Origin of the sequence: Streptomyces sp. NPDC050528 (genome assembly GCF_044457795.1) — a bacterium.
Classification (GTDB): Bacteria; Actinomycetota; Actinomycetes; order Streptomycetales; family Streptomycetaceae; genus Streptomyces.
Genome location: NZ_JBITHH010000008.1, coordinates 183,423 through 201,242 on the forward strand (window position 1 = coordinate 183,423; position 17,820 = coordinate 201,242).

Annotated in this window: 15 protein-coding genes; 10 read left to right on the forward strand and 5 right to left on the reverse strand. The window is 69.5% G+C overall.

What is annotated here, in order from left to right; genetic code table 11:
• Window positions 1–23: 23 nt before the first annotated feature.
• Window positions 24–1,289 (reverse strand): lipase, encoded by a 1,266-nt coding sequence (locus tag ACIBK4_RS27510; RefSeq protein WP_398998588.1) that lies wholly within the window; start codon window positions 1,287–1,289, stop codon window positions 24–26.
• 147 nt (window positions 1,290–1,436) lie between these two features.
• Between ACIBK4_RS27510 and ACIBK4_RS27515 the strand changes: the two genes are divergently transcribed.
• The 5 genes from ACIBK4_RS27515 to ACIBK4_RS27535 all read left to right on the forward strand — a co-directional run bounded on the left by ACIBK4_RS27515 (window position 1,437) and on the right by ACIBK4_RS27535 (window position 5,140).
• Window positions 1,437–1,844: a DUF6278 family protein gene (locus ACIBK4_RS27515; protein ID WP_366429691.1), complete on the forward strand. Its 408-nt coding sequence runs from the start codon at window positions 1,437–1,439 to the stop codon at window positions 1,842–1,844.
• Window positions 1,845–1,957: 113 nt separating this feature from the next.
• Entirely contained in the window at window positions 1,958–2,701 is a 744-nt protein-coding gene (locus ACIBK4_RS27520; protein WP_398998591.1) for an amino acid ABC transporter ATP-binding protein, read from the forward strand.
• 17 nt (window positions 2,702–2,718) lie between these two features.
• Window positions 2,719–3,630, forward strand: coding sequence for a glutamate ABC transporter substrate-binding protein (locus ACIBK4_RS27525; protein WP_398998593.1), 912 nt, complete (start codon window positions 2,719–2,721; stop codon window positions 3,628–3,630).
• Between the two features lie 11 nt (window positions 3,631–3,641).
• Window positions 3,642–4,286, forward strand: a complete 645-nt coding sequence (locus ACIBK4_RS27530; RefSeq protein WP_390160981.1) for an amino acid ABC transporter permease — start codon at window positions 3,642–3,644, stop codon at window positions 4,284–4,286.
• Window positions 4,283–5,140: an amino acid ABC transporter permease gene (locus tag ACIBK4_RS27535; RefSeq protein ID WP_398998595.1), complete on the forward strand. Its 858-nt coding sequence runs from the start codon at window positions 4,283–4,285 to the stop codon at window positions 5,138–5,140. The genes ACIBK4_RS27530 and ACIBK4_RS27535 overlap by 4 nt, the downstream gene beginning before the upstream one ends.
• A gap of 37 nt (window positions 5,141–5,177) precedes the next feature.
• Here ACIBK4_RS27535 and ACIBK4_RS27540 read toward each other — a convergent pair whose 3' ends face one another.
• Both ACIBK4_RS27540 and ACIBK4_RS27545 read right to left on the reverse strand, forming a co-directional pair.
• Window positions 5,178–6,746, reverse strand: a complete 1,569-nt coding sequence (locus tag ACIBK4_RS27540; RefSeq protein WP_398998597.1) for a CocE/NonD family hydrolase — start codon at window positions 6,744–6,746, stop codon at window positions 5,178–5,180.
• 116 nt (window positions 6,747–6,862) lie between these two features.
• Window positions 6,863–7,618, reverse strand: a complete 756-nt coding sequence (locus ACIBK4_RS27545; RefSeq protein WP_398998599.1) for a hypothetical protein — start codon at window positions 7,616–7,618, stop codon at window positions 6,863–6,865.
• A gap of 142 nt (window positions 7,619–7,760) precedes the next feature.
• Here ACIBK4_RS27545 and ggt point away from each other — a divergent pair, with 142 nt between their 5' ends.
• Window positions 7,761–9,560 carry a gamma-glutamyltransferase gene (gene ggt, locus ACIBK4_RS27550; protein ID WP_398998601.1) on the forward strand — a complete coding sequence of 600 codons (1,800 nt, stop codon included), beginning with the start codon at window positions 7,761–7,763 and terminating at the stop codon, window positions 9,558–9,560.
• A 63-nt stretch (window positions 9,561–9,623) separates the two neighbouring features.
• On the opposite strand, the gene ACIBK4_RS27555 is transcribed toward ggt, so the two are convergent.
• Both ACIBK4_RS27555 and map read right to left on the reverse strand, forming a co-directional pair.
• Window positions 9,624–12,173: an ATP-dependent Clp protease ATP-binding subunit gene (locus ACIBK4_RS27555; protein ID WP_398998603.1), complete on the reverse strand. Its 2,550-nt coding sequence runs from the start codon at window positions 12,171–12,173 to the stop codon at window positions 9,624–9,626.
• A gap of 152 nt (window positions 12,174–12,325) precedes the next feature.
• Window positions 12,326–13,096, reverse strand: a complete 771-nt coding sequence (gene map, locus ACIBK4_RS27560; RefSeq protein WP_398998605.1) for a type I methionyl aminopeptidase — start codon at window positions 13,094–13,096, stop codon at window positions 12,326–12,328.
• Window positions 13,097–13,128: 32 nt separating this feature from the next.
• On the opposite strand from map, the gene ACIBK4_RS27565 reads away from it, so the two are divergent.
• The 4 genes from ACIBK4_RS27565 (at window position 13,129) to ACIBK4_RS27580 (ending at window position 17,802) form a co-directional block, all read left to right on the forward strand.
• A complete protein-coding gene (locus tag ACIBK4_RS27565; protein WP_019062010.1) occupies window positions 13,129–13,380 on the forward strand; it encodes a helix-turn-helix domain-containing protein in 252 nt (83 codons plus the stop codon).
• A 434-nt stretch (window positions 13,381–13,814) separates the two neighbouring features.
• Window positions 13,815–15,425 carry a hypothetical protein gene (locus ACIBK4_RS27570; protein WP_398998607.1) on the forward strand — a complete coding sequence of 537 codons (1,611 nt, stop codon included), beginning with the start codon at window positions 13,815–13,817 and terminating at the stop codon, window positions 15,423–15,425.
• 251 nt (window positions 15,426–15,676) lie between these two features.
• Window positions 15,677–16,519, forward strand: a complete 843-nt coding sequence (locus tag ACIBK4_RS27575) for a nitrilase-related carbon-nitrogen hydrolase (protein ID WP_398998609.1) — start codon at window positions 15,677–15,679, stop codon at window positions 16,517–16,519.
• Entirely contained in the window at window positions 16,516–17,802 is a 1,287-nt protein-coding gene (locus ACIBK4_RS27580; RefSeq protein ID WP_398998612.1) for an aspartate aminotransferase family protein, read from the forward strand. Before ACIBK4_RS27575 ends, ACIBK4_RS27580 begins: the two co-directional genes overlap by 4 nt.
• Window positions 17,803–17,820: the final 18 nt, after the last annotated feature.

A 17,820-nucleotide genomic window follows, 5' to 3' on the forward strand; every position in this document is an offset into this window, starting at 1 on the left:
ACTCCGAAGAGGCCGCCCGCTGTTCAGCGCAGCGACGCGAACCACCGCACCACCTCCGCCGTCGCCGCCCGCTGGGACCCCAGATGCCGGGAGCCGCCGTAGTCCGGAGTGCCGAGGTCGATCAGCGGGGCCTTGACGCCCCGGGCGCGGAACGACGCCTGGCAGTGCTCGCTGTTGCCGTTCACGGCCTGTTCGTCGTCCTCGGCGTAGTACAGCCGCACCGGAGCCCGGGGCGTCCAGCCCGTGCACACCCCGTCGGTGATGCGGAGCGCGGCGGCGAGTCCGCCCGTCGGGTGTGCGAGCAGGGCCCGCCCGTGTGCCGTGAGGAGTTCGTCCACCGTGTTCGGGGTCCTGGCCATGACCTCCTGTCCGGTGTGCGTGCCGTCCAACAGGCCCTCGATCGTGCGGGAGTACGGGGCCCGGAAGACCTCGCCGGGGCTGTCGTAGACGTGATGGAGCCGGTTGAAGGAGACGAGGGCCAGCGCGGTGTAGATGACGCCGTCCTTTGGGTCCGCGCGTCCGTCGAGCAGGGCGGGCAACGCCACGTCCCGGAAGGCGTATGCGCCGCTGACCGGTGCCAGCGCCGCCGCCCGGAAGCGCGGATCGGCCCCCTCCTCCAGCACCCGCGCCAGGCCGAGCGCCGCCGAAGCCCCTTGTGAGAAGCCGGTGATGAGTACGTCCCGCCCCAACTCCCGCCCCACGACGGGCGCGTAGGAGCGGGCGGCCCGCAGCAGGTCCAGCGCGGCGGTCGTCTCGGAGGGTACGTCCATCCACTGCTGCCGACCTGGGCCGAGGCCGAGGCCCAGGTAGTCCGGGAGGACGACGGCGAAGCCCGCCGACGCGTAGGTCAGCGCGGGCGCCTGGCTCCACACCTCGGTCGACACCGAGGCCACATCGCCCTTGAAGAGTTCGGTGCCGTGTGTGAACGAGACGGTACGCAGCCGCCGTTCACCATTGCGCGGGAATGCGAGCAGCCCGCTGGCGGTCGTGGGCCGGCCCTTCGGATCGACCGTGCGGTACACCACCCGGTAGGTGTCGACGCCGTAGCGGACGGCCCCGGTGTCCCAGGCCCCGTCCTCGTCGCCCCTCAACTCGGCGGCCACTTCCCGCGCGGACAACGTCCGCAGATGCACCACCGACACCAGTCGCCCCCGCGCCGTATCGGGCACTCCGTGCACGGCCGCGGCCGGAACGGCCCCCGCCCCCACCGCACCCGCGGACACCGAACCGCTCACCACCAGGGCGACGGTCACCGACGACAGCACCATCAACTTGCCTGTCCGATTCATACGGCGACCGTACGAAGCGGACATCGCGCCCACCATCCGGCCAACCCGCCCTCGGCAGAAGGGTTTTCCCCCTCCGGGGCCGGGTGCTGACACGCCACCCGTGACGCCCTGTGGTGCGTACGGCGGTACGAATGACACGCTGGGAGTATGAACATCCCTTTCCTGGGCAACCGGGGCGAGAAGCGCGCCGCGCACGACCCCGAGGGCATCGCCGAACCGCTGTCCGAGTGCGAACTGCTCCGCTCCCACGCGGCCCGGGAGGGGGTCCAACTGGACGACTCCGTCGGCTCGTTGGAGGCCGTCGACCAACTCGTCCCGCGCTGGCGCGACGACGAGGAGACCCTGCTCTGGCTCGGCAACGACGCCGGTCTGTATCTCGGCACGGTGATCGTGCGCACGGTGCCGGGCGCCGCCTGGGAGATCCGCTCGGACGGCCAGCCCGTCGTACGGCTCGAATCCGGGCGCGAGTTCGACGTCGTGGCCTCGGGACACGAGTGGGCGGCCAGCGGTGTGCCCGAGCTCTCGCAGCTGTACGCCGAGGTCGCGGAAGAGTAACGGCGGCCTTAAATACGGCTAATGCCCGAAAAGTGCGTGTCGTGCCTTAACTCCACTCTTGTCTGGATAGTTTGCGGCGACCACGACACAGCTGAGAGTGAGTAGGGCTGGGCATGGCCGTCGATCCGTTGATCGAACTGCGGGACGTCAACAAGTACTACGGGGAGCTGCATGTCCTCCAGGACATCAACCTCACCGTCGGCAAGGGGGAGGTGGTCGTGGTCATCGGCCCTTCGGGGTCGGGGAAGTCGACGCTGTGCCGGGCGATCAACCGGCTGGAGCCCATCGAGTCCGGGACGATCGAGCTCGACGGGCAGCCGCTGCCCGCGGAGGGCAAGGCCCTCGCGAAGCTCCGCGCCGAAGTCGGCATGGTCTTCCAGTCGTTCAACCTGTTCGCCCACAAGACGGTCCTCCAGAACGTCTCGTTGGCGCAGATCAAAGTCCGCAAGCGGGGGCGCGAGGACGCCGACAAGCGGTCGTTGGAGCTCCTGGACCGCGTGGGTCTCGCCAACCAGGCACCCAAGTTCCCCGCACAGCTCTCCGGCGGCCAGCAGCAGCGCGTGGCCATCGCCCGCGCCCTCGCCATGGAACCCAAGGCCCTCCTCTTCGACGAGCCGACCTCGGCCCTCGACCCGGAGATGATCAACGAGGTCCTCGAGGTCATGCGCCAACTCGCCCACGACGGCATGACGATGGTCGTCGTCACCCACGAGATGGGCTTCGCCCGCTCCGCCGCCAACCGCGTCGTGTTCATGGCCGACGGCCGCATCGTCGAGGACCGCACCCCCGAGGAGTTCTTCACCAACCCGCGCAGCGACCGGGCCAAGGACTTCCTGTCCAAGATCCTCAAGCACTGAGCGGGGGAGTGCGATCCATGTTCCGTACGACCCGTGCGTCCCTCGCCGTCGCCGTGCTCGCCGTGCTGTGCGCGAGCGCCTGCGGCAAGGAGGGCAGCCCGCCCGTCAAGGGCCCGGCCGCCGAGAAACTCCCCAACTACCAAGTGGCGCAAGACTTTCAGCTCCCCGACTCCAAAACCTGGAAGCGGGCGAAGAAGCGCGGCTACTTCACCGTCGGCGCCAAGGAGGACCAGCCCTACCTCGGCGAGAAGGACCCCGCGACGGGCACCTACTCCGGCTTCGACATCGAGATCGCCAAGATGATGTCCGCCTCTCTCGGCTTCGCCCCGAAGACGATTCACTTCAAGACGATCGCCTCCGCCAACCGCGAAACCGCCCTGCAGAACGGCCAGATCGACTACTACGTCGGCACCTACACCATCAACGACATGCGCAAGAAACTCGTCGGCTTCGCCGGCCCCTACTACCTGGCCGGCCAGTCGCTCCTCGTCCGCACCGACGAGCACGACATCCACGGCCCGCAGGACCTCGCCGGCAAACGCGTCTGCTCGGCGGCAGGCTCCACGCCGTACCAGCGCATCAAGGACGACTACCCGAAAGCCCAACTCGTCGCCTACGACACGTACTCGGTCTGCGTCGACAACCTGCTCACCTATCAGGTCGACGCCGTCACCACCGACGACGCGATCCTCATCGGCTACGCGGCGAAGGTCCCCGACCAGCTCAAGGTCGTCGGCAAGCCCTTCTCGAAGGAGCCGTACGGCATCGGAGTCCCGCACGGCGACAACGCCCTGCGGTTCGCCCTCGACGACGCGTTGGAGGCCCGTGAGAAGAACGGCGACTGGAAGAAGGCGTACGAGGCGACGCTCGGCCTGTCCGGAGTGCCCGCGCCCACCCCGCCCGCGATCGACCGCTACCCGGCGAGCTGAGGGAGGCAGACGTGAACGTACTGACCGACAACTTCTCCACCTTCGCCGACGGCTTCCTCGGGACCGTCGAACTGACCGTCTACGCCTCGGTGTTGGCGCTCGTCCTCGGTTTCCTCATGGCCTCCTTCCGGGTCGCCCCGGTCGGCTCGCTGCGGGTCTTCGGCACGGTGTGGGTGACCGTGCTGCGCAACACCCCGCTGACCCTGCTGTTCTTCGCGGTGCTGCTCGGCCTGCCGCGCTTCGGACTCGTGCTGCCCTTCAAGGTGTTCGCGGTCCTCGCGCTCGGCTGCTACACCTCGGCGTTCATCTGCGAGGCCCTGCGCTCCGGCATCAACACCGTGCCCAGGGGGCAGGGGGAGGCGGCCCGCAGTCTCGGGATGTCCTTCGGGCAGAGCCTCGGACTCGTCGTCCTGCCGCAGGCGTTCCGCTCGGTGATCCCGCCGGTCGGCTCCACGCTCATCGCCCTCGCCAAGAACTCGGCGATCGCCGGCGCGTTCAGCGTCACCGAACTCCTCGGCACCTACCGGACGTTGAGCGAACTCGGCTACAACATCGTCTGGACGTTCGTCTGGATCGCCGTCGGCTACCTGATCATCACCCTCGCCATCAGCGCGCTGTTCAACGTGCTGGAGCGGAAGTGGGGAGTCGCCCGATGACCACCGCCAACGCCCTCTACGACGTCCCAGGACCCAACACCCGCAAACGGCACCGCCTTTACGGCATCGCGTCCACGGTCGTCATCCTCGCGCTGATCGGCTGGATCCTCTATCTCCTGTTCGACACCGACCAGTTCACGTACTCGAAGTGGATGCCCTTCGAGTACAAGGGAATTCAGGAACTGCTGCTGCGCGGCCTCGGCAACACGCTCAAGGCCTTCGGGCTGGCAGCCGTGCTCTCCCTGGCAGTTGGCACCCTGCTCGCCGTGGGACGGCTCTCGGACCACCGGCCCGTGCGCTGGCTGTCCACGGTCGTCGTGGAGTTCTTCCGCGCCATGCCCGTCCTCGTGATGATCTTCTTCATCTTCGTGGCGCTCAAGGTGCAGCCGCTGCCCGCACTCGTCGCGGGCCTCACGCTCTACAACGGCTCGGTGCTCGCCGAGGTCTTCCGCTCCGGCGTCAACAGCGTCGAACGCGGCCAGCGGGAGGCCGCGTTCGCGCTCGGCATGCGCAAGACCCAGGTCATGTCGTACGTCCTCGTACCGCAGGCCGTACGGGCCATGCTGCCCGCGATCATCAGCCAGTTGGTGGTCGCGCTGAAGGACACCTCGCTGGGCTATCTGATCACCTATGAGGAGTTTCTCCATGCCGGGAAGCTGATCGCGTCGAACCTCGACTACGATTTGCCGTTCATCCCCGTGGTGATGGTGATCTCGCCGATCTACATCGGGATGTGCATGCTGCTCTCCTGGTTCGCCGGTTGGGTGTCCCGCCGGGAGCAGCGCAGTCCCAAGACCGGGGCCGTGGACGTGGCCCCGGCGGAACCAGGGACGCTGCTGCCGCGGGTGCAGTAGTAGAGAGGGCACCTGCCCGTCCGGCAGCAGCCGGAGATCACTGCTCGCGCAGCGGGATCGACACGTACGACGGGTCGTTCGCAGGCGAGGAGAAGGTCAGCTGCGCGCCGGTCGGGTTGTGCTCGATATAGAGCGGGTCGACCGTGTCGACGACCAGGGCGAGATGATGCCCTGCCGGGACGTCGTAGGCCGTGGAGCCCAACTCCAGGTCCACACCGAACGGCTGGCCGGGCTGCTGCCCGTGCCAGGTGTACGGCGCGTTACCGACCAGCTTGCCGAGGCCGAGCGGGCCCACGTCGTACAGATACGCGACGAGGGTGCCGCTCTCCTTGGTGTCCGTGACCGTGGTGTGCAACTTCACCGTGCCGCGCACCTGTTGGGCGCTCGCGTACTTCGCCGACTGCCATACGGCGGCCCAACGGCGCGGAAGCAGCGGGACGTACGCGACCGGCGGCACCTGCGCGACCTGGTCGAGGATGCTGGACAGGAAGACGATCCCGCCGTCCGCGCCCGAGTCGACGTTGGTGTGGATCGTGGTCGTGCCCGCGAGGTCGAACTTCTTCCGCGTCGCACCGACCGACTTCCAGTCCGGATAGCCCTCGTAGCCGCCTGAGGTACGGGACTTGAGCTCCACCGGCTGCTCGCGGTTGATGCCGTTGTCGTCGCCCTTGAGGTAGTGGTCGAACCAGCGCTCGGTGTCCGTCCACACGTCGTTGGGCAGCCCGAACAGACCGGTCAGCTCGGCGGTGGCGTGGTCGCCGGGGCGGAGTTCGAGCCGCTTGGGACCGGTCAACTTGCCGTAGAAATCGGCGATTTGGTTGGGCGGGAAGATCGTGTCGCCCCAGGCGTTGGCGAGCATGATGGCCGCGCCGTTCTTGTTGAGTTGGTCGACGTAGGTCGAAGCCGAACGCACCTTCCCCCAGTCGATCAACTCCTGTTCCTTGGACAGGTCGGAGGCGAAGAAGTCCTTGAAGACCTGGCTCGTCTCCGCGCTCGGCCGGCCGGTGACCAGGCCGACGCCGTCCAGCAGGGCGGTCGCCTGGGAGTGTTCGGTACGGCCCGAGTAGATCGAGTCGATCAGGTCCGCCCAGCCGCTCAGCGAGGCAACTGCCTTGATCCGCTTGTCGTGTGCGGCCGCGAGGAGACTGATCCCGGCGCCGTACGACACGCCCGCCATGCCGATGTGCCCCGCGTCGGACGGGGTGTTGGCGAGCGCCCAGTCGATCACCTTGGACGCGTCGGCCACGTCCTTCGGGCCCGCCACCTCTATCCCGCCGCCGGACTGCCAGAAGCCGCGGACGTTGTAACTCACCACGACATAACCGGAGTTGGCCAGCTTCTCGGCTTGAGCCAGGTACTGGACCTGGGGGAATCCCCAGCTCGTGGGCAACACGAGGAGGGGGTAGTCCCGCGAGCCGTCCGCGCCCGCGGGCGTGACGACGTTCGCCGCGAGCTTCGTACCGCCGTCGCCGGTGATGTCGACGAACCGGACGCCGTTCGTGGCGGCCTGGGCGGCGGGGGCGAACCCGAGAACGCCTCCGGCGATCAGGGTCGCGGAGACGGCGCCCACGGCGGTCGTACGCAGGGCCTGGCGACGGTTTCGCACGGGTCACTCCTCACACGTGTCAATGCAAAGTGACCCGACGGTAACCGGGACTCCCTACCTTGGGTAACCCGTCAGTAAGTTACGTGCCAGTAAAGATTGTTGACGTGTGTGCGGATTTACGAGGCGCGGTGTGAACTGCGTGGAGCCGGTGCGGGCAGCGGGGTCTCCGCGGCCCGTGTCACGTCCGCGACCAGCTCCACCACATCGGGGCCGTACGCCTGCGAGTTGACCACCTTCAGCAGCAGGACGAAGGTGTTGCCGCCGTGCTTGCGGGCCAACTTCTCATGGTTGCGGGCGAGATAGCGCGTCGCCGCCTGGTTGGTGATCGCCCGCTGGCCGCAGAAGAGGAACACCGGCCGCGCGCCGCCCAGTTGGCCGGCGGTGAGGCGGGCGAGCAGGACGTACTCGCCCTTGCCGGGCTCAAGTCGGTAGCGTTCGCTGCCTATTTGGAACGCGCCCCGGTCCGGCCCCGGTTCGGCGTCGACGTTGACGCGGATGCCGGGGAGCAGGGACGCCAGATGCGCGGCCATACGGCGGTTGGAGGCCGGGCCGCCCACGCAGAACTCGGTGCGTTCGCCGAAGCCCTGCTGGGCCGCGTCGTGCGCGACGACCTGGGCGTGCGCGTTGCAGTCCTTGATCAGGGCGGCGAGTTCGAGGAGCGCGAACACGTCGTGCCGCATCACCGTGAGTTCGGGACCGCCCGCCTCGCGGTTGACCACGAGCAGCGACTCGGAGTTGTCGGGCAGCCCGAAGAACGCCTGCTTGCGCCGGAGTTTGCGCTTCCACAGATAGGTGCGGGCGAGCCAGCCGAGCGCGGCGCTGATGCCGGCGGCGACCACGCCCAGAACGATGTTGCGCACGTCGTCATTCATGGGCGCGCATGTTAGCGGCCCGACGTGGCTGGTACGTACCGGTGTTCGACGTATGGCACTCGTGTGGCAGTGGCGCGAGGTGGTCTGTTGGGGTCATGGCAATGTGGCTACGCTGCGCGGACGGTCCCGACTGGAGGTACGGATGCGTCGCCCTGTGACACGGAAACTGTCGGTCCTGGCGGTCTCGGCCGCCGTCGTGTCGGTCGGGGCAGCGGCCCCACCGGCCGCAACGAGCAGCACACCGACGAAGGTTCCGGTCGCGGTCGGCTACGGCGGCGCGGTCGCCAGCGTCGACGCGGACGCCACCGCCGCCGGTATCGAGGTCCTGAAGAAGGGCGGCAACGCGGTCGACGCGGCCGTCGCCACCGCCGCCGCGCTCGGCGTCACCGAGCCCTACTCCTCCGGCATCGGCGGAGGCGGCTACTTCGTCTACTACGACGCCAAGTCCCGTACGGTGCACACCATCGACGGCCGCGAGACCGCTCCGCTGACCGCCGACTCGAACCTCTTCGTGGAGAACGGCAAGGCCCTCTCCTTCGCCGACGCCGTCACCAGCGGCCTCAGCGTCGGCACCCCGGGCTCGCCCGCCACCTGGCAGACGGCGCTCGACCAGTGGGGCAGCGAGAAGCTCGGCACGGTGCTGAAGCCCGCCGAGCGGATCGCGAGCGACGGCTTCACGGTCGACGACACCTTCCGCAGCCAGACGGCGTCCAACGAGACCCGCTTCCGCTACTTCCCCGACACCGCCAAGCTGTTCCTGCCGGGCGGACAGCTCCCCGTCGTCGGTTCCACCTTCAAGAACCCCGAACTCGCCCGGACATACAAGGAGTTGGGCAAGAAGGGGATGGGCGCGATCTACCACGGTGACCTCGGCAAGGACATCCTCGCCACGGTCAACCAGCCGAAGGTGGACCCGAGTTCGGGCTACAACGCCCGCCCCGGCAAGCTGTCCGCCAAGGACCTCGCGGCCTACCGCGCCAAGCTCCAGGCGCCCACGAAGACCTCGTACCGCGGACTCGGCGTCTACTCCATCGCGCCCTCCTCCTCCGGCGGCACGACCGTCGGCGAGGCCCTCAACATCCTTGAGAAGACTGACCTTTCGAAGGCCAGCGAGGTCCAGTACCTGCACCACTACATCGAGGCCAGCCGGATCGCGTTCGCGGACCGGGGGCGCTGGGTCGGCGACCCCGCCTTCGAGGACGTACCGACGAAGGAACTCCTCTCGCAGAAATTCGCCGACTCGCGCGCCTGCCTCATCAAGGACGACGCGGTCCTCACCAGCCCGCTGGCACCGGCCGATCCGCGCAACCCGACGGCCTGCACCGCCGCCGGGACGGCCGCGCCGACGACGTACGAGGGCGAGAACACCACGCACCTCACGGTCGCCGACAAGTGGGGCAACGTCGTCTCCTACACGCTCACCATCGAGCAGACCGGCGGCAGCGCGATGACCGTGCCCGGCCGGGGTTTCCTGCTCAACAACGAGCTGACCGACTTCTCCTTCACCCCGGCCAACCCGGCCGTCCACGACCCGAATCTGCCCGGTCCGGGCAAGCGGCCGCGGTCGTCGATCTCGCCGACGATCGTCCTCGACAAGCACAACAAGCCGGTCGTGGCGCTCGGTTCGCCCGGTGGCGCGACCATCATCACGACCGTGCTGCAGACCCTCACGGAGTTTCTTGACCGGGGGTTGCCGCTGGTGGATGCGATTGCGGCGCCGCGTGCCAGTCAGCGGAACGCGGCCACGACTGAGCTTGAACCCGCGCTCTACAACAGTGACTTGAAGACGCAGCTGCAAGCTATTGGGCACGCCTTCACTTTGAACCCGGAGATCGGGGCGGCGACTGGTGTGCAGCGGCTGCCTGGTGGGAAGTGGCTGGCGGCCGCGGAGAAGGTGCGGCGGGGTGGTGGGTCCGCGCAGGTGGTGGATCCGGCTCCGTAGTTCGCGGTCTGCGGGAGCGTGGGGGGCTGGTCGCGCAGTTCCCCGCGCCCCTGAAGGGGCGCCTCAGGCGGGGGCGCTTGAGCGGTTCTGCCTGTTGAACACCAAGTGATCGCCCTCCACGTCCACCGTCACCTGATCTCCCTCCGCGACCGTGCCGTCCAGAAGCAGTCGTGACAGCTGGTTGTCGACCTCGCGCTGGATGGTGCGGCGCAACGGGCGGGCGCCGTACTCGGGTTGATAACCCTGGCGGGAGAGCCAGTCGACGGCTGGGTCCGTGAACTCGACCGTGATGCCCTGCGCGTGCAGGAGGCGGCGGGTGTGTTCGAGCAACAGCTCGGTGATCAGGCGTAGTTGCTCGGCGGTGAGCTGGCGGAAGACGACGATCTCGTCGATGCGGTTGAGGAACTCGGGGCGGAAGTGCTCGCGCAGTGGGCGCAGGATCTGTTCGCGGCGGGCCTCCTCGTCCGCGTCGGCGCCGCCCGGGCCGAAGCCGATACCGGCGCCGCGCCGGGTGATCGCCTCGGAGCCGAGGTTGCTCGTCATCACGATCACCGTGTTGGTGAAGTCGACCGTGCGGCCCTGGGAGTCGGTCAACCGGCCGTCGTCCAGGACCTGGAGAAGAATGTTGAAGACGTCCGGGTGTGCCTTCTCGACCTCGTCGAGGAGGAGCAGCGAGTACGGGTGTCGGCGTACCACCTCGGTGAGTTGGCCCGCCTCCTCGTGGCCGACGTAGCCGGGCGGGGCGCCGACGAGTCGGCTGACCGTGTGCCGTTCCTGGTACTCGCTCATGTCCAGGCGGACCATCCGGTCCTCGCTGCCGAACAGGGCCTCGGCGAGCGCGCGGGCAAGTTCCGTCTTGCCGACGCCGGTTGGGCCCAGGAAGAGGAAGCTGCCGATCGGCCGGTCCGGGCTCGCCAGGCCGGCGCGGGAGCGCAGCACCGCGTCCGACACGACCCGTACCGCCTCCTCCTGGCCGACGACCCGCCGGTGCAGATGCTCCTCCAGACCGAGCAGCCGGTCCTTCTCCTCCGCCGTGAGACTGCTCACCGGGATACCGGTCTGGCGGGACACGACTTCGGCGATCGCCTCGCCGGTGACCTCCAGATTCTGCCCCTCGTCGCCCGTGTCCTCGCCACCGGCGTCCGCCAGCCGTACCTTCAACTCGGCGATACGGTCCCGCAGTTGTGTCGCCTTCTCGTAGTCCTCGTCGGCCGCCGCCTGATCCTTGTCCCGGGCGAGCTGTTCCATCTCGCGCTCCAGCGCCCGTACGTCCGTGCCCTTCGTGCGCGCCCGCAGCCGTACCCGTGCGCCCGCCTGGTCGATCAGGTCGATCGCCTTGTCGGGCAGCCGGCGGTCGGTGAGATAGCGGTCGGACAGTTCCACGGCGGCCACCAACGCCTCGTCGGTGTACCGGACCTGGTGGTGGGCCTCGTAGCGGTCGCGCAGGCCGCGCAGGATCTCGATCGCGTCCGGGACGGTCGGTTCGGGCACGAGGATCGGCTGGAACCGGCGGGCCAGCGCCGCGTCCTTCTCGATCCGGCGGTACTCCTCCAGGGTCGTGGCGCCCACGATGTGCAACTCGCCGCGCGCCAGGGCCGGTTTGAGGATGTTGCCGGCGTCCATCGAGCCGCCCTCGCCGCCTCCGCCCGCGCCGACCACGGTGTGCAACTCGTCGATGAACACGATCAGTTCGTCCGAGTGGGCGCGGATCTCGCCGACGATGTTCGTCAGCCGCTCCTCGAAGTCGCCGCGGAAGCGGGTGCCCGCGACGACGCCGGTGAGGTCGAGGGCGACCACCCGTCGCCCGATCAGCACGTCCGGGACATCGCCGTCCGTGATGCGTTGCGCGAGGCCTTCCACGATCGCCGTCTTGCCGACCCCCGCGTCCCCGATCAGCACCGGGTTGTTCTTGCCGCGCCGGGAGAGCACCTCGATCGTCTGCTCGATCTCCTCGTCGCGGCCGATCACCGGGTCGATACGGCCGTGGCGGGCCAGGTCGGTGAGGTCGCGGCTGTACTTGTCGAGGGTGGGGGTGCCGGTGGGGCGGGGCTGGTCGGGGCGGGTGGTCTGGATGCCGTCCGGAGATTCGGGTGGCAGGCCCGTCGGGGCGTAACGGGCCGCGTTCAGGATGTGGCCGGCGGCGGAGTCCGGGTTCGCGGCGAGTGCGCCCAGGACGTGTTCGGGGCCGATGTAGCCGGTGCCGCCTGCTCGTGCGAGGTCGTGGGCGTCCAAGAGGGCGCGTTTTACGGCGGGGGTGAGGGAGAGGGCGGTGCCCTCCGGGGGTTGGGCCGGTCCTGAGCGCTCGTCGATCTCTGCGGCGAGGGAGTCCGGGTCTGCGCCGGCGCGGGTGAGGAGGCCGCGGGTGGGCTCCGCGGAGAGGGCGGCGCGGAGTAGGTGCTGGGTGTCCAGGTCGTGGCTGCCGTGTTCTGCGGCGTACTGGGCTGCGCCTCTGACGAGGTCCCTGGCGGGTTGGCTCAGTAGGCGGCCGATGTCTATCTGACGTGGATCGGGGCGGGCGATTCCACCTGCGGCTCCGCCCCCGGCTCCGCCGAAGAGCCTGGCCAGGAACTCGCCGAGGGGGTCGTTTTCGGGGTCTGTGTAGCCGCTGGTCATCAATCCACCATGGCACGGGCCACTGCGTGGGGCATGTTCAGGTTTGGGGTAGTTTCGGTTGGCTTTCGGCTGCGCGCCCGTCGTGGCTGGTCGCGCCCGCGCGGCGGAGCCGCAAATCGACACAGCCCCGCGCCCCTGAAGGGGCGCCTCCCTCAGCGGCGCTCGGTCAGCACCCTGGGGCCCGCCTCCGTGATCGCCACCGTGTGTTCCACGTGGGCCGCGCGTGAGCCGTCGTTCGTCTTGAGGGTCCAGCCGTCCTTTGCCGCGTGGTAGTCGTCGCGGCCGCCCGCGATCAGCATGGGCTCGATCGCGATGACCATGCCGTGGCGGAGGGGGAGGCCTCGGCCGGGGCGGCCCTCGTTCGGGACGCCCGGGTCCTCGTGCATCTGGCGGCCGATGCCGTGGCCGCCGAAGTCCTCCATGATGCCGTAGCCCGCCGTACGGCAGACCGTGCCGATCGCGTGGGCGATGTCGCCGATGCGGTTGCCGACGACGGCCGCGTCGATGCCCGCCGCGAGGGCGCGCTCGGCGGTGTCGATCAGGCGCACGTCGGCGGGGCGCGGCTCGCCTACGATGAAGCTGATCGCCGAGTCGCCGGCCCAGCCGCCCAGCTTGGCGCCGAAGTCGATCGAGACCAGGTCGGCGTCGCGCAGGCGGTAGCCGTCCGGGATGCCGTGCACGATCGCGTCGTTCACGGAGGCGCAGATGACCGCGGGGAACGCGGTGGGCGCGAAGGCGGGGCGGTACCCGAGGAAGGGCGAACTCGCGCCGGCCGCTCGCAGCACGTCGTGCGCCAACTCGTCCAGTTCCAGGAGGGATACGCCCACGTCGGCGGCCTCCCGCACGGCCGTGAGGGCGCGGGCCACGACCTGGCCCGCCTCGTACATCGCATCGATAGACGTGTCTGTCTTCAGTTCCACCATGCCAATTACTATACCGGTATTAGAATGACGGCATGGTACGCACCCCTCTCACCCCCGAAGAGCGCGAACGCGGCGAACGGCTCGGTCGGCTGCTCCGCGAGGCCCGCGGCGGCCGCAGCATGACGGACGTGGCGGCGCACGCCGGCATCTCGGCGGAGACCCTCCGCAAGATTGAGACGGGCCGGGCGCCGACGCCGGCCTTCTTCACCGTGTCCGCCCTCGCCGAGGCGCTCGGGCTGTCCATGGACGAACTGGTCGTCAGGTGCGCGCCGTTGGCGGCCTGAAGCCGAGAGCGTGACCCTGCTTTCGCGGGGGCCGCGTGCCGGAATGGCCGGCGCGTGACGGCTTGTGGTGCTCGCGCGGGCACATCGGCGCCTGTCCGATGGCAGCCCGCCTTCGCCCGGCCGGCGGTCCTGATCCACGCCGGGGTGCCGCCGGACCGGTGTATGGGGGCTGCTCCCGGCCGAGGCGACCCTGCGCTGCCGGTCGCCGCCGGATCGGCCGCGCCGAGGCCCCTCCTCGTCCTGCCCCGGAGTTCGCTCGGCCTCGCCTTTCGCGCCCGGGTGTTGCCAGATCGCCCATCGCCAGGCGGGCGCACAGTCGGGAGGCGTAGGCTCCGAGACCTCTGCGCCCGGCTCGAAAAGCTTCCGTAGCCGCGTCGTAACACAAATGGTGTTTTCTACGGATCGGAGCATTCCGGTCTGGCGGGAGTTGGAGCATGGCTGTGGATCAACTCCCCGGACAGGTGCGGGAGTTCGCGAACTATCTCGACGGACTGCTGGCGCGCCTGGACCAGGGCGGCGGCTGGTGCGGAGTGTTCTGGCAGCGCGATCCCGATGGCATGCAGGCCTGTCTCGGCGGGCGTGAAGTCCCGCCCTGGGACGTGGTGGAGGCGCTCCTCCAGGACCTCGCGGCGGAATACGGCCACGGCGTCGCGAGCCAGGAGAGGGAGCGGGCCCACGCCCTGCACGCCGCCGCGCTCGCCGCGTTCGATGCCCGGCCCGGCAGCCGCGACGCCCTCAGTGACCGGCTCGACGTGATGCTCCGTGAGCAGAAGTACGCGGCCGAACGGCAGGCGGAACTGGGCCGGTTGCTCAACTCCGCCACCACCCAGGAAGAGGCCGACGCCCTCCGTCTCGACCTCGCCTGGGCCCACGACGACCATGAACGCGCCACCGCCCGCTGCGCCGAACTCCGCGCCCGCATCGAGCAGTTGGACAACTACGCCCACATGCAGGGCAGTCGGCCCGTCCAGCGCGACCGGCACGGCAATGTGTTCCGGGTCGACGACACGTTCCAGGACCAGAACAGCGCCGCGTACGACCGGAACCAGGCCCCGCACCGGCTGCCCCGCCAGCGCGACGCCGAGCAGGTGCCGGTGACGGGTCCGCAGGGCGGATACGGCAGTCCTGAGTACGGGGAGGGCGGGACACCGGACGCCCGTCGCGGCTACGAGGAATTCGAGCGCGCCAACCCCGGCTACGGCGACCCGGCCCCCGCCCCCGCGTGGGCCGACCGCACGAGCCCCGACCCCACCACCCCCGCGACCGAGAACCCCGACCAGGGCGAGACCGAGGCCGAAGCCGCCCCCGCCCCCAAGCAACGCAAGCGCCGCCGTGGCAGCGCCCGCTTCGCCGGTCTGGCCGAGGACGACACCGCGACCACCCCGGCTCCGGGTCCCGCAGCCGCCGTACCGGAAACCCCCGCGCCCGCCGCGCGCCGGACCCCGCGCGGAGCGCGTTTCGCCGGGGCCGCGCGGCCGGTCGAGCGGGCGCAGCCGAAGCGGGAGGCATTGGACGCGGAGGCGCGGCAGGAGACCGTGGAGGCCGTGCGGCGGCTCGTGGGGCTGCGGCGCGAGGGCCGGAGCGGCGAGGCGCACGCGCTGCTCGTCGAGGCCGCGTACTGGCCCGCCGCGCGCTTTCCGCTGCTCGCGGCCGAGCTGCAGCGCGCCGGGCTCGGCGCGGACTGGGCGACGCTGCTGTGGGAGGCCGCGTCGCTGCCGGCCGACCGGCTGGTCGGTGCGGCGGACGCGCTGGTCGCGGCGGGCCGTACGGCGGACGGTGAGCAGATCTTGCGGCAGGGTGTGGCCCGTCCTGCCGAGGAGATAGGCGAGGCCGTGCTGGCGCTGGCCGCGGAGGGGCGCCGCCGGGAGATCCACGCGCTTCTCGACGCGTACGTCCGGGTCCGCACGCCCGAGGAAGCGGCCCGTAGTGTCGCCGCCGACCCGCAGCAGCTGGTTCCGCTGCTGGTGGAGGCCGCGAAGGGTGCCTCTGATGAATGCCACTGGGACCTGGTCCACGCCCTGCGGGTTGCGGGCTTCAGCGCGTGAGCGCTCCGCTGGGTGCGTCGTTTTTCGGGTGCGCGCCAGTGGGGGCTGGGTGCGCGGTTCCCCGCGCCCCTTACGGGGCCCGGACCCCGGCTACCCGGCGCAGCGGGTCAGCCACCGGAGGGTGAAACAGGATCGACTTCGCGGGTTAACGGCGATGGTCTTGGCAAGGCTCCTCCGGAGGCTTACGTTCATCCCTCTACGGCCTTGTCTACGGGCGTAGAGGCTCTGGCGTCCCGTCGAAGGAGCAGCTCATGGCCAACGTCGTACGCGCCGCTCTGGTCCAGGCCACCTGGACCGGCGACACCGAGTCCATGGTGGCGAAACACGAGGAACACGCCCGCGAGGCGGCTCGCCAGGGTGCCCGGATCATCGGGTTCCAGGAGGTGTTCAACGCCCCCTATTTCTGTCAGGTCCAGGAACCCGAGCACTACGGCTGGGCCGAGCCGGTGCCCGACGGGCCGACCGTGCGTCGTATGCAACAGCTCGCGCGCGAGACCGGCATGGTCATCGTCGTCCCGGTCTTCGAGATCGAGCAGGACGGCTTCTACTACAACACCGCGGCCGTGATCGACGCCGACGGCACCTTCCTCGGCAAGTACCGCAAGCACCACATCCCGCAGGTCAAGGGCTTCTGGGAGAAGTACTACTTCAGGCCGGGCAACGCAGGCTGGCCGGTCTTCGACACCGCCGTCGGCAAGGTGGGTGTCTACATCTGCTACGACCGGCACTTCCCGGAAGGTTGGCGTCAACTGGGCCTCAACGGAGCGCAGTTGGTCTACAACCCGTCCGCCACCTCGCGCGGTCTCTCCGCCTACCTCTGGCAGTTGGAGCAGCCGGCTGCCGCCGTCGCCAACGAGTACTTCATCGCAGCGATCAACCGTGTGGGACCGGAGGAGTACGGGGACAACGACTTTTACGGGACGTCGTACTTCGTCAACCCGCGGGGCCAGTTCGTCGGCGACGTCGCCGGCGACAAGGACGAGGAACTTCTCGTCCGGGACCTGGACTTCGGGTTGATCGAGGAAGTTCGCCAGCAGTGGGCGTTCTACCGCGACCGGCGTCCCGACGCCTACGAAGGGTTGGTGCAGCCGTGACCAAGGATCTGCTGGGACGCCACCGGGACGTACTCCCCGACTGGCTGGCCCTGTACTACCAGGACCCGTTGGAGATCACGCACGGAGAGGGCCGGCACGTCTGGGACGCCGAGGGCAACAAGTACCTCGACTTCTTCGGCGGCATCCTCACCACGATGACCGCGCACGCGCTCCCCGAGGTCACCAAGGCGGTGAGTGAGCAGGCCGGGCGGATCAACCACTCGTCGACGCTCTACCTCAACCGGCCGATGGTCGAACTCGCCGAGCGCGTCGCCCAGTTGTCCGGCATCCCGGATGCCCGCGTCTTCTTCACCACCTCGGGCACCGAGGCCAACGACACCGCGCTGATGCTGGCCACGACCTACCGGCGCAGCAACCAGATCCTGGCCATGCGCAACAGCTACCACGGCCGCTCCTTCAGCACGGTCGGCATCACCGGCAACCGCGGCTGGTCCCCGACCTCGCTCTCCCCGCTCCAGACGCTGTACGTCCACGGCGGTGTTCGGACGCGCGGTCCCTACGTCGACCTGAACGACGCCGAGTTCATCGCGGCCTGCGTGGACGACCTCAAGGACCTGCTTGGTCATGTCCGGCCGCCCGCCGCTCTCATCGCCGAACCGGTGCAGGGCGTCGGTGGGTTCACCTCCCCGCCCGATGGTCTCTACGCCGCCTTCCGTGAAGTCCTCGCCGAGCACGGGGTGTTGTGGATCGCGGATGAGGTGCAGACCGGCTGGGGGCGCACCGGTGACCACTTCTGGGGCTGGCAGGCGCACGCGGAGAACGGTCCGCCGGACATCCTCACCTTCGCCAAGGGCATCGGCAACGGCATGTCCATCGGCGGTGTCGTCGCCCGCGCCGAGATCATGAACTGCCTTGACTCCAACAGTATTTCGACCTTCGGCGGCACCCAGGTCACCATGGCGGCGGGCCTCGCCAACCTCACGTATCTGCTGGAGCACGACCTCCAGGGCAACTCCCGCCGCGTCGGCGGCCTCCTCATCGAGCGGCTGCGGGCCGTCGCCGCCCAGCGCCCCGGCGTACGGGAAGTGCGCGGGCGCGGCCTGATGATCGGCGTCGAGCTGGTGAAGCCGGGCACCGACGAGGCCGACCCGCAAGCGGCGTCCGCCGTACTCGAAGCGGCCCGCGAGGGCGGCCTGTTGATCGGCAAGGGCGGCGGACACAACACCAGCGCCCTGCGCATCGCCCCGCCGCTGTCCCTGACCGTCGCGGAGGCCGAGGAGGGCGCCGCGATCCTCGAACAGGCTCTGAGGAGCACGCAGTAGAGCACACGCTGAACAAGG

Bases quoted from the DNA above. Each gene is read 5' to 3' on its own strand.
- ACIBK4_RS27525 (WP_398998593.1), top strand. From the start codon at position 2,719: ATGTTCCGTACGACCCGTGCGTCCCTCGCCGTCGCCGTGCTCGCCGTG.
- ACIBK4_RS27565 (WP_019062010.1), top strand. From the start codon at position 13,129: ATGGTACGCACCCCTCTCACCCCCGAAGAGCGCGAACGCGGCGAACGG.
- ACIBK4_RS27515 (WP_366429691.1), top strand. From the start codon at position 1,437: ATGAACATCCCTTTCCTGGGCAACCGGGGCGAGAAGCGCGCCGCGCAC.
- ACIBK4_RS27555 (WP_398998603.1), bottom strand. From the start codon at position 12,173: ATGACCAGCGGCTACACAGACCCCGAAAACGACCCCCTCGGCGAGTTC.
- ACIBK4_RS27545 (WP_398998599.1), bottom strand. From the start codon at position 7,618: ATGAATGACGACGTGCGCAACATCGTTCTGGGCGTGGTCGCCGCCGGC.
- ACIBK4_RS27510 (WP_398998588.1), bottom strand. From the start codon at position 1,289: ATGAATCGGACAGGCAAGTTGATGGTGCTGTCGTCGGTGACCGTCGCC.
- map (WP_398998605.1), bottom strand. From the start codon at position 13,096: ATGGTGGAACTGAAGACAGACACGTCTATCGATGCGATGTACGAGGCG.
- ACIBK4_RS27575 (WP_398998609.1), top strand. From the start codon at position 15,677: ATGGCCAACGTCGTACGCGCCGCTCTGGTCCAGGCCACCTGGACCGGC.
- ACIBK4_RS27570 (WP_398998607.1), top strand. From the start codon at position 13,815: ATGGCTGTGGATCAACTCCCCGGACAGGTGCGGGAGTTCGCGAACTAT.
- ACIBK4_RS27535 (WP_398998595.1), top strand. From the start codon at position 4,283: ATGACCACCGCCAACGCCCTCTACGACGTCCCAGGACCCAACACCCGC.
- ACIBK4_RS27520 (WP_398998591.1), top strand. From the start codon at position 1,958: ATGGCCGTCGATCCGTTGATCGAACTGCGGGACGTCAACAAGTACTAC.
- ggt (WP_398998601.1), top strand. From the start codon at position 7,761: ATGCGTCGCCCTGTGACACGGAAACTGTCGGTCCTGGCGGTCTCGGCC.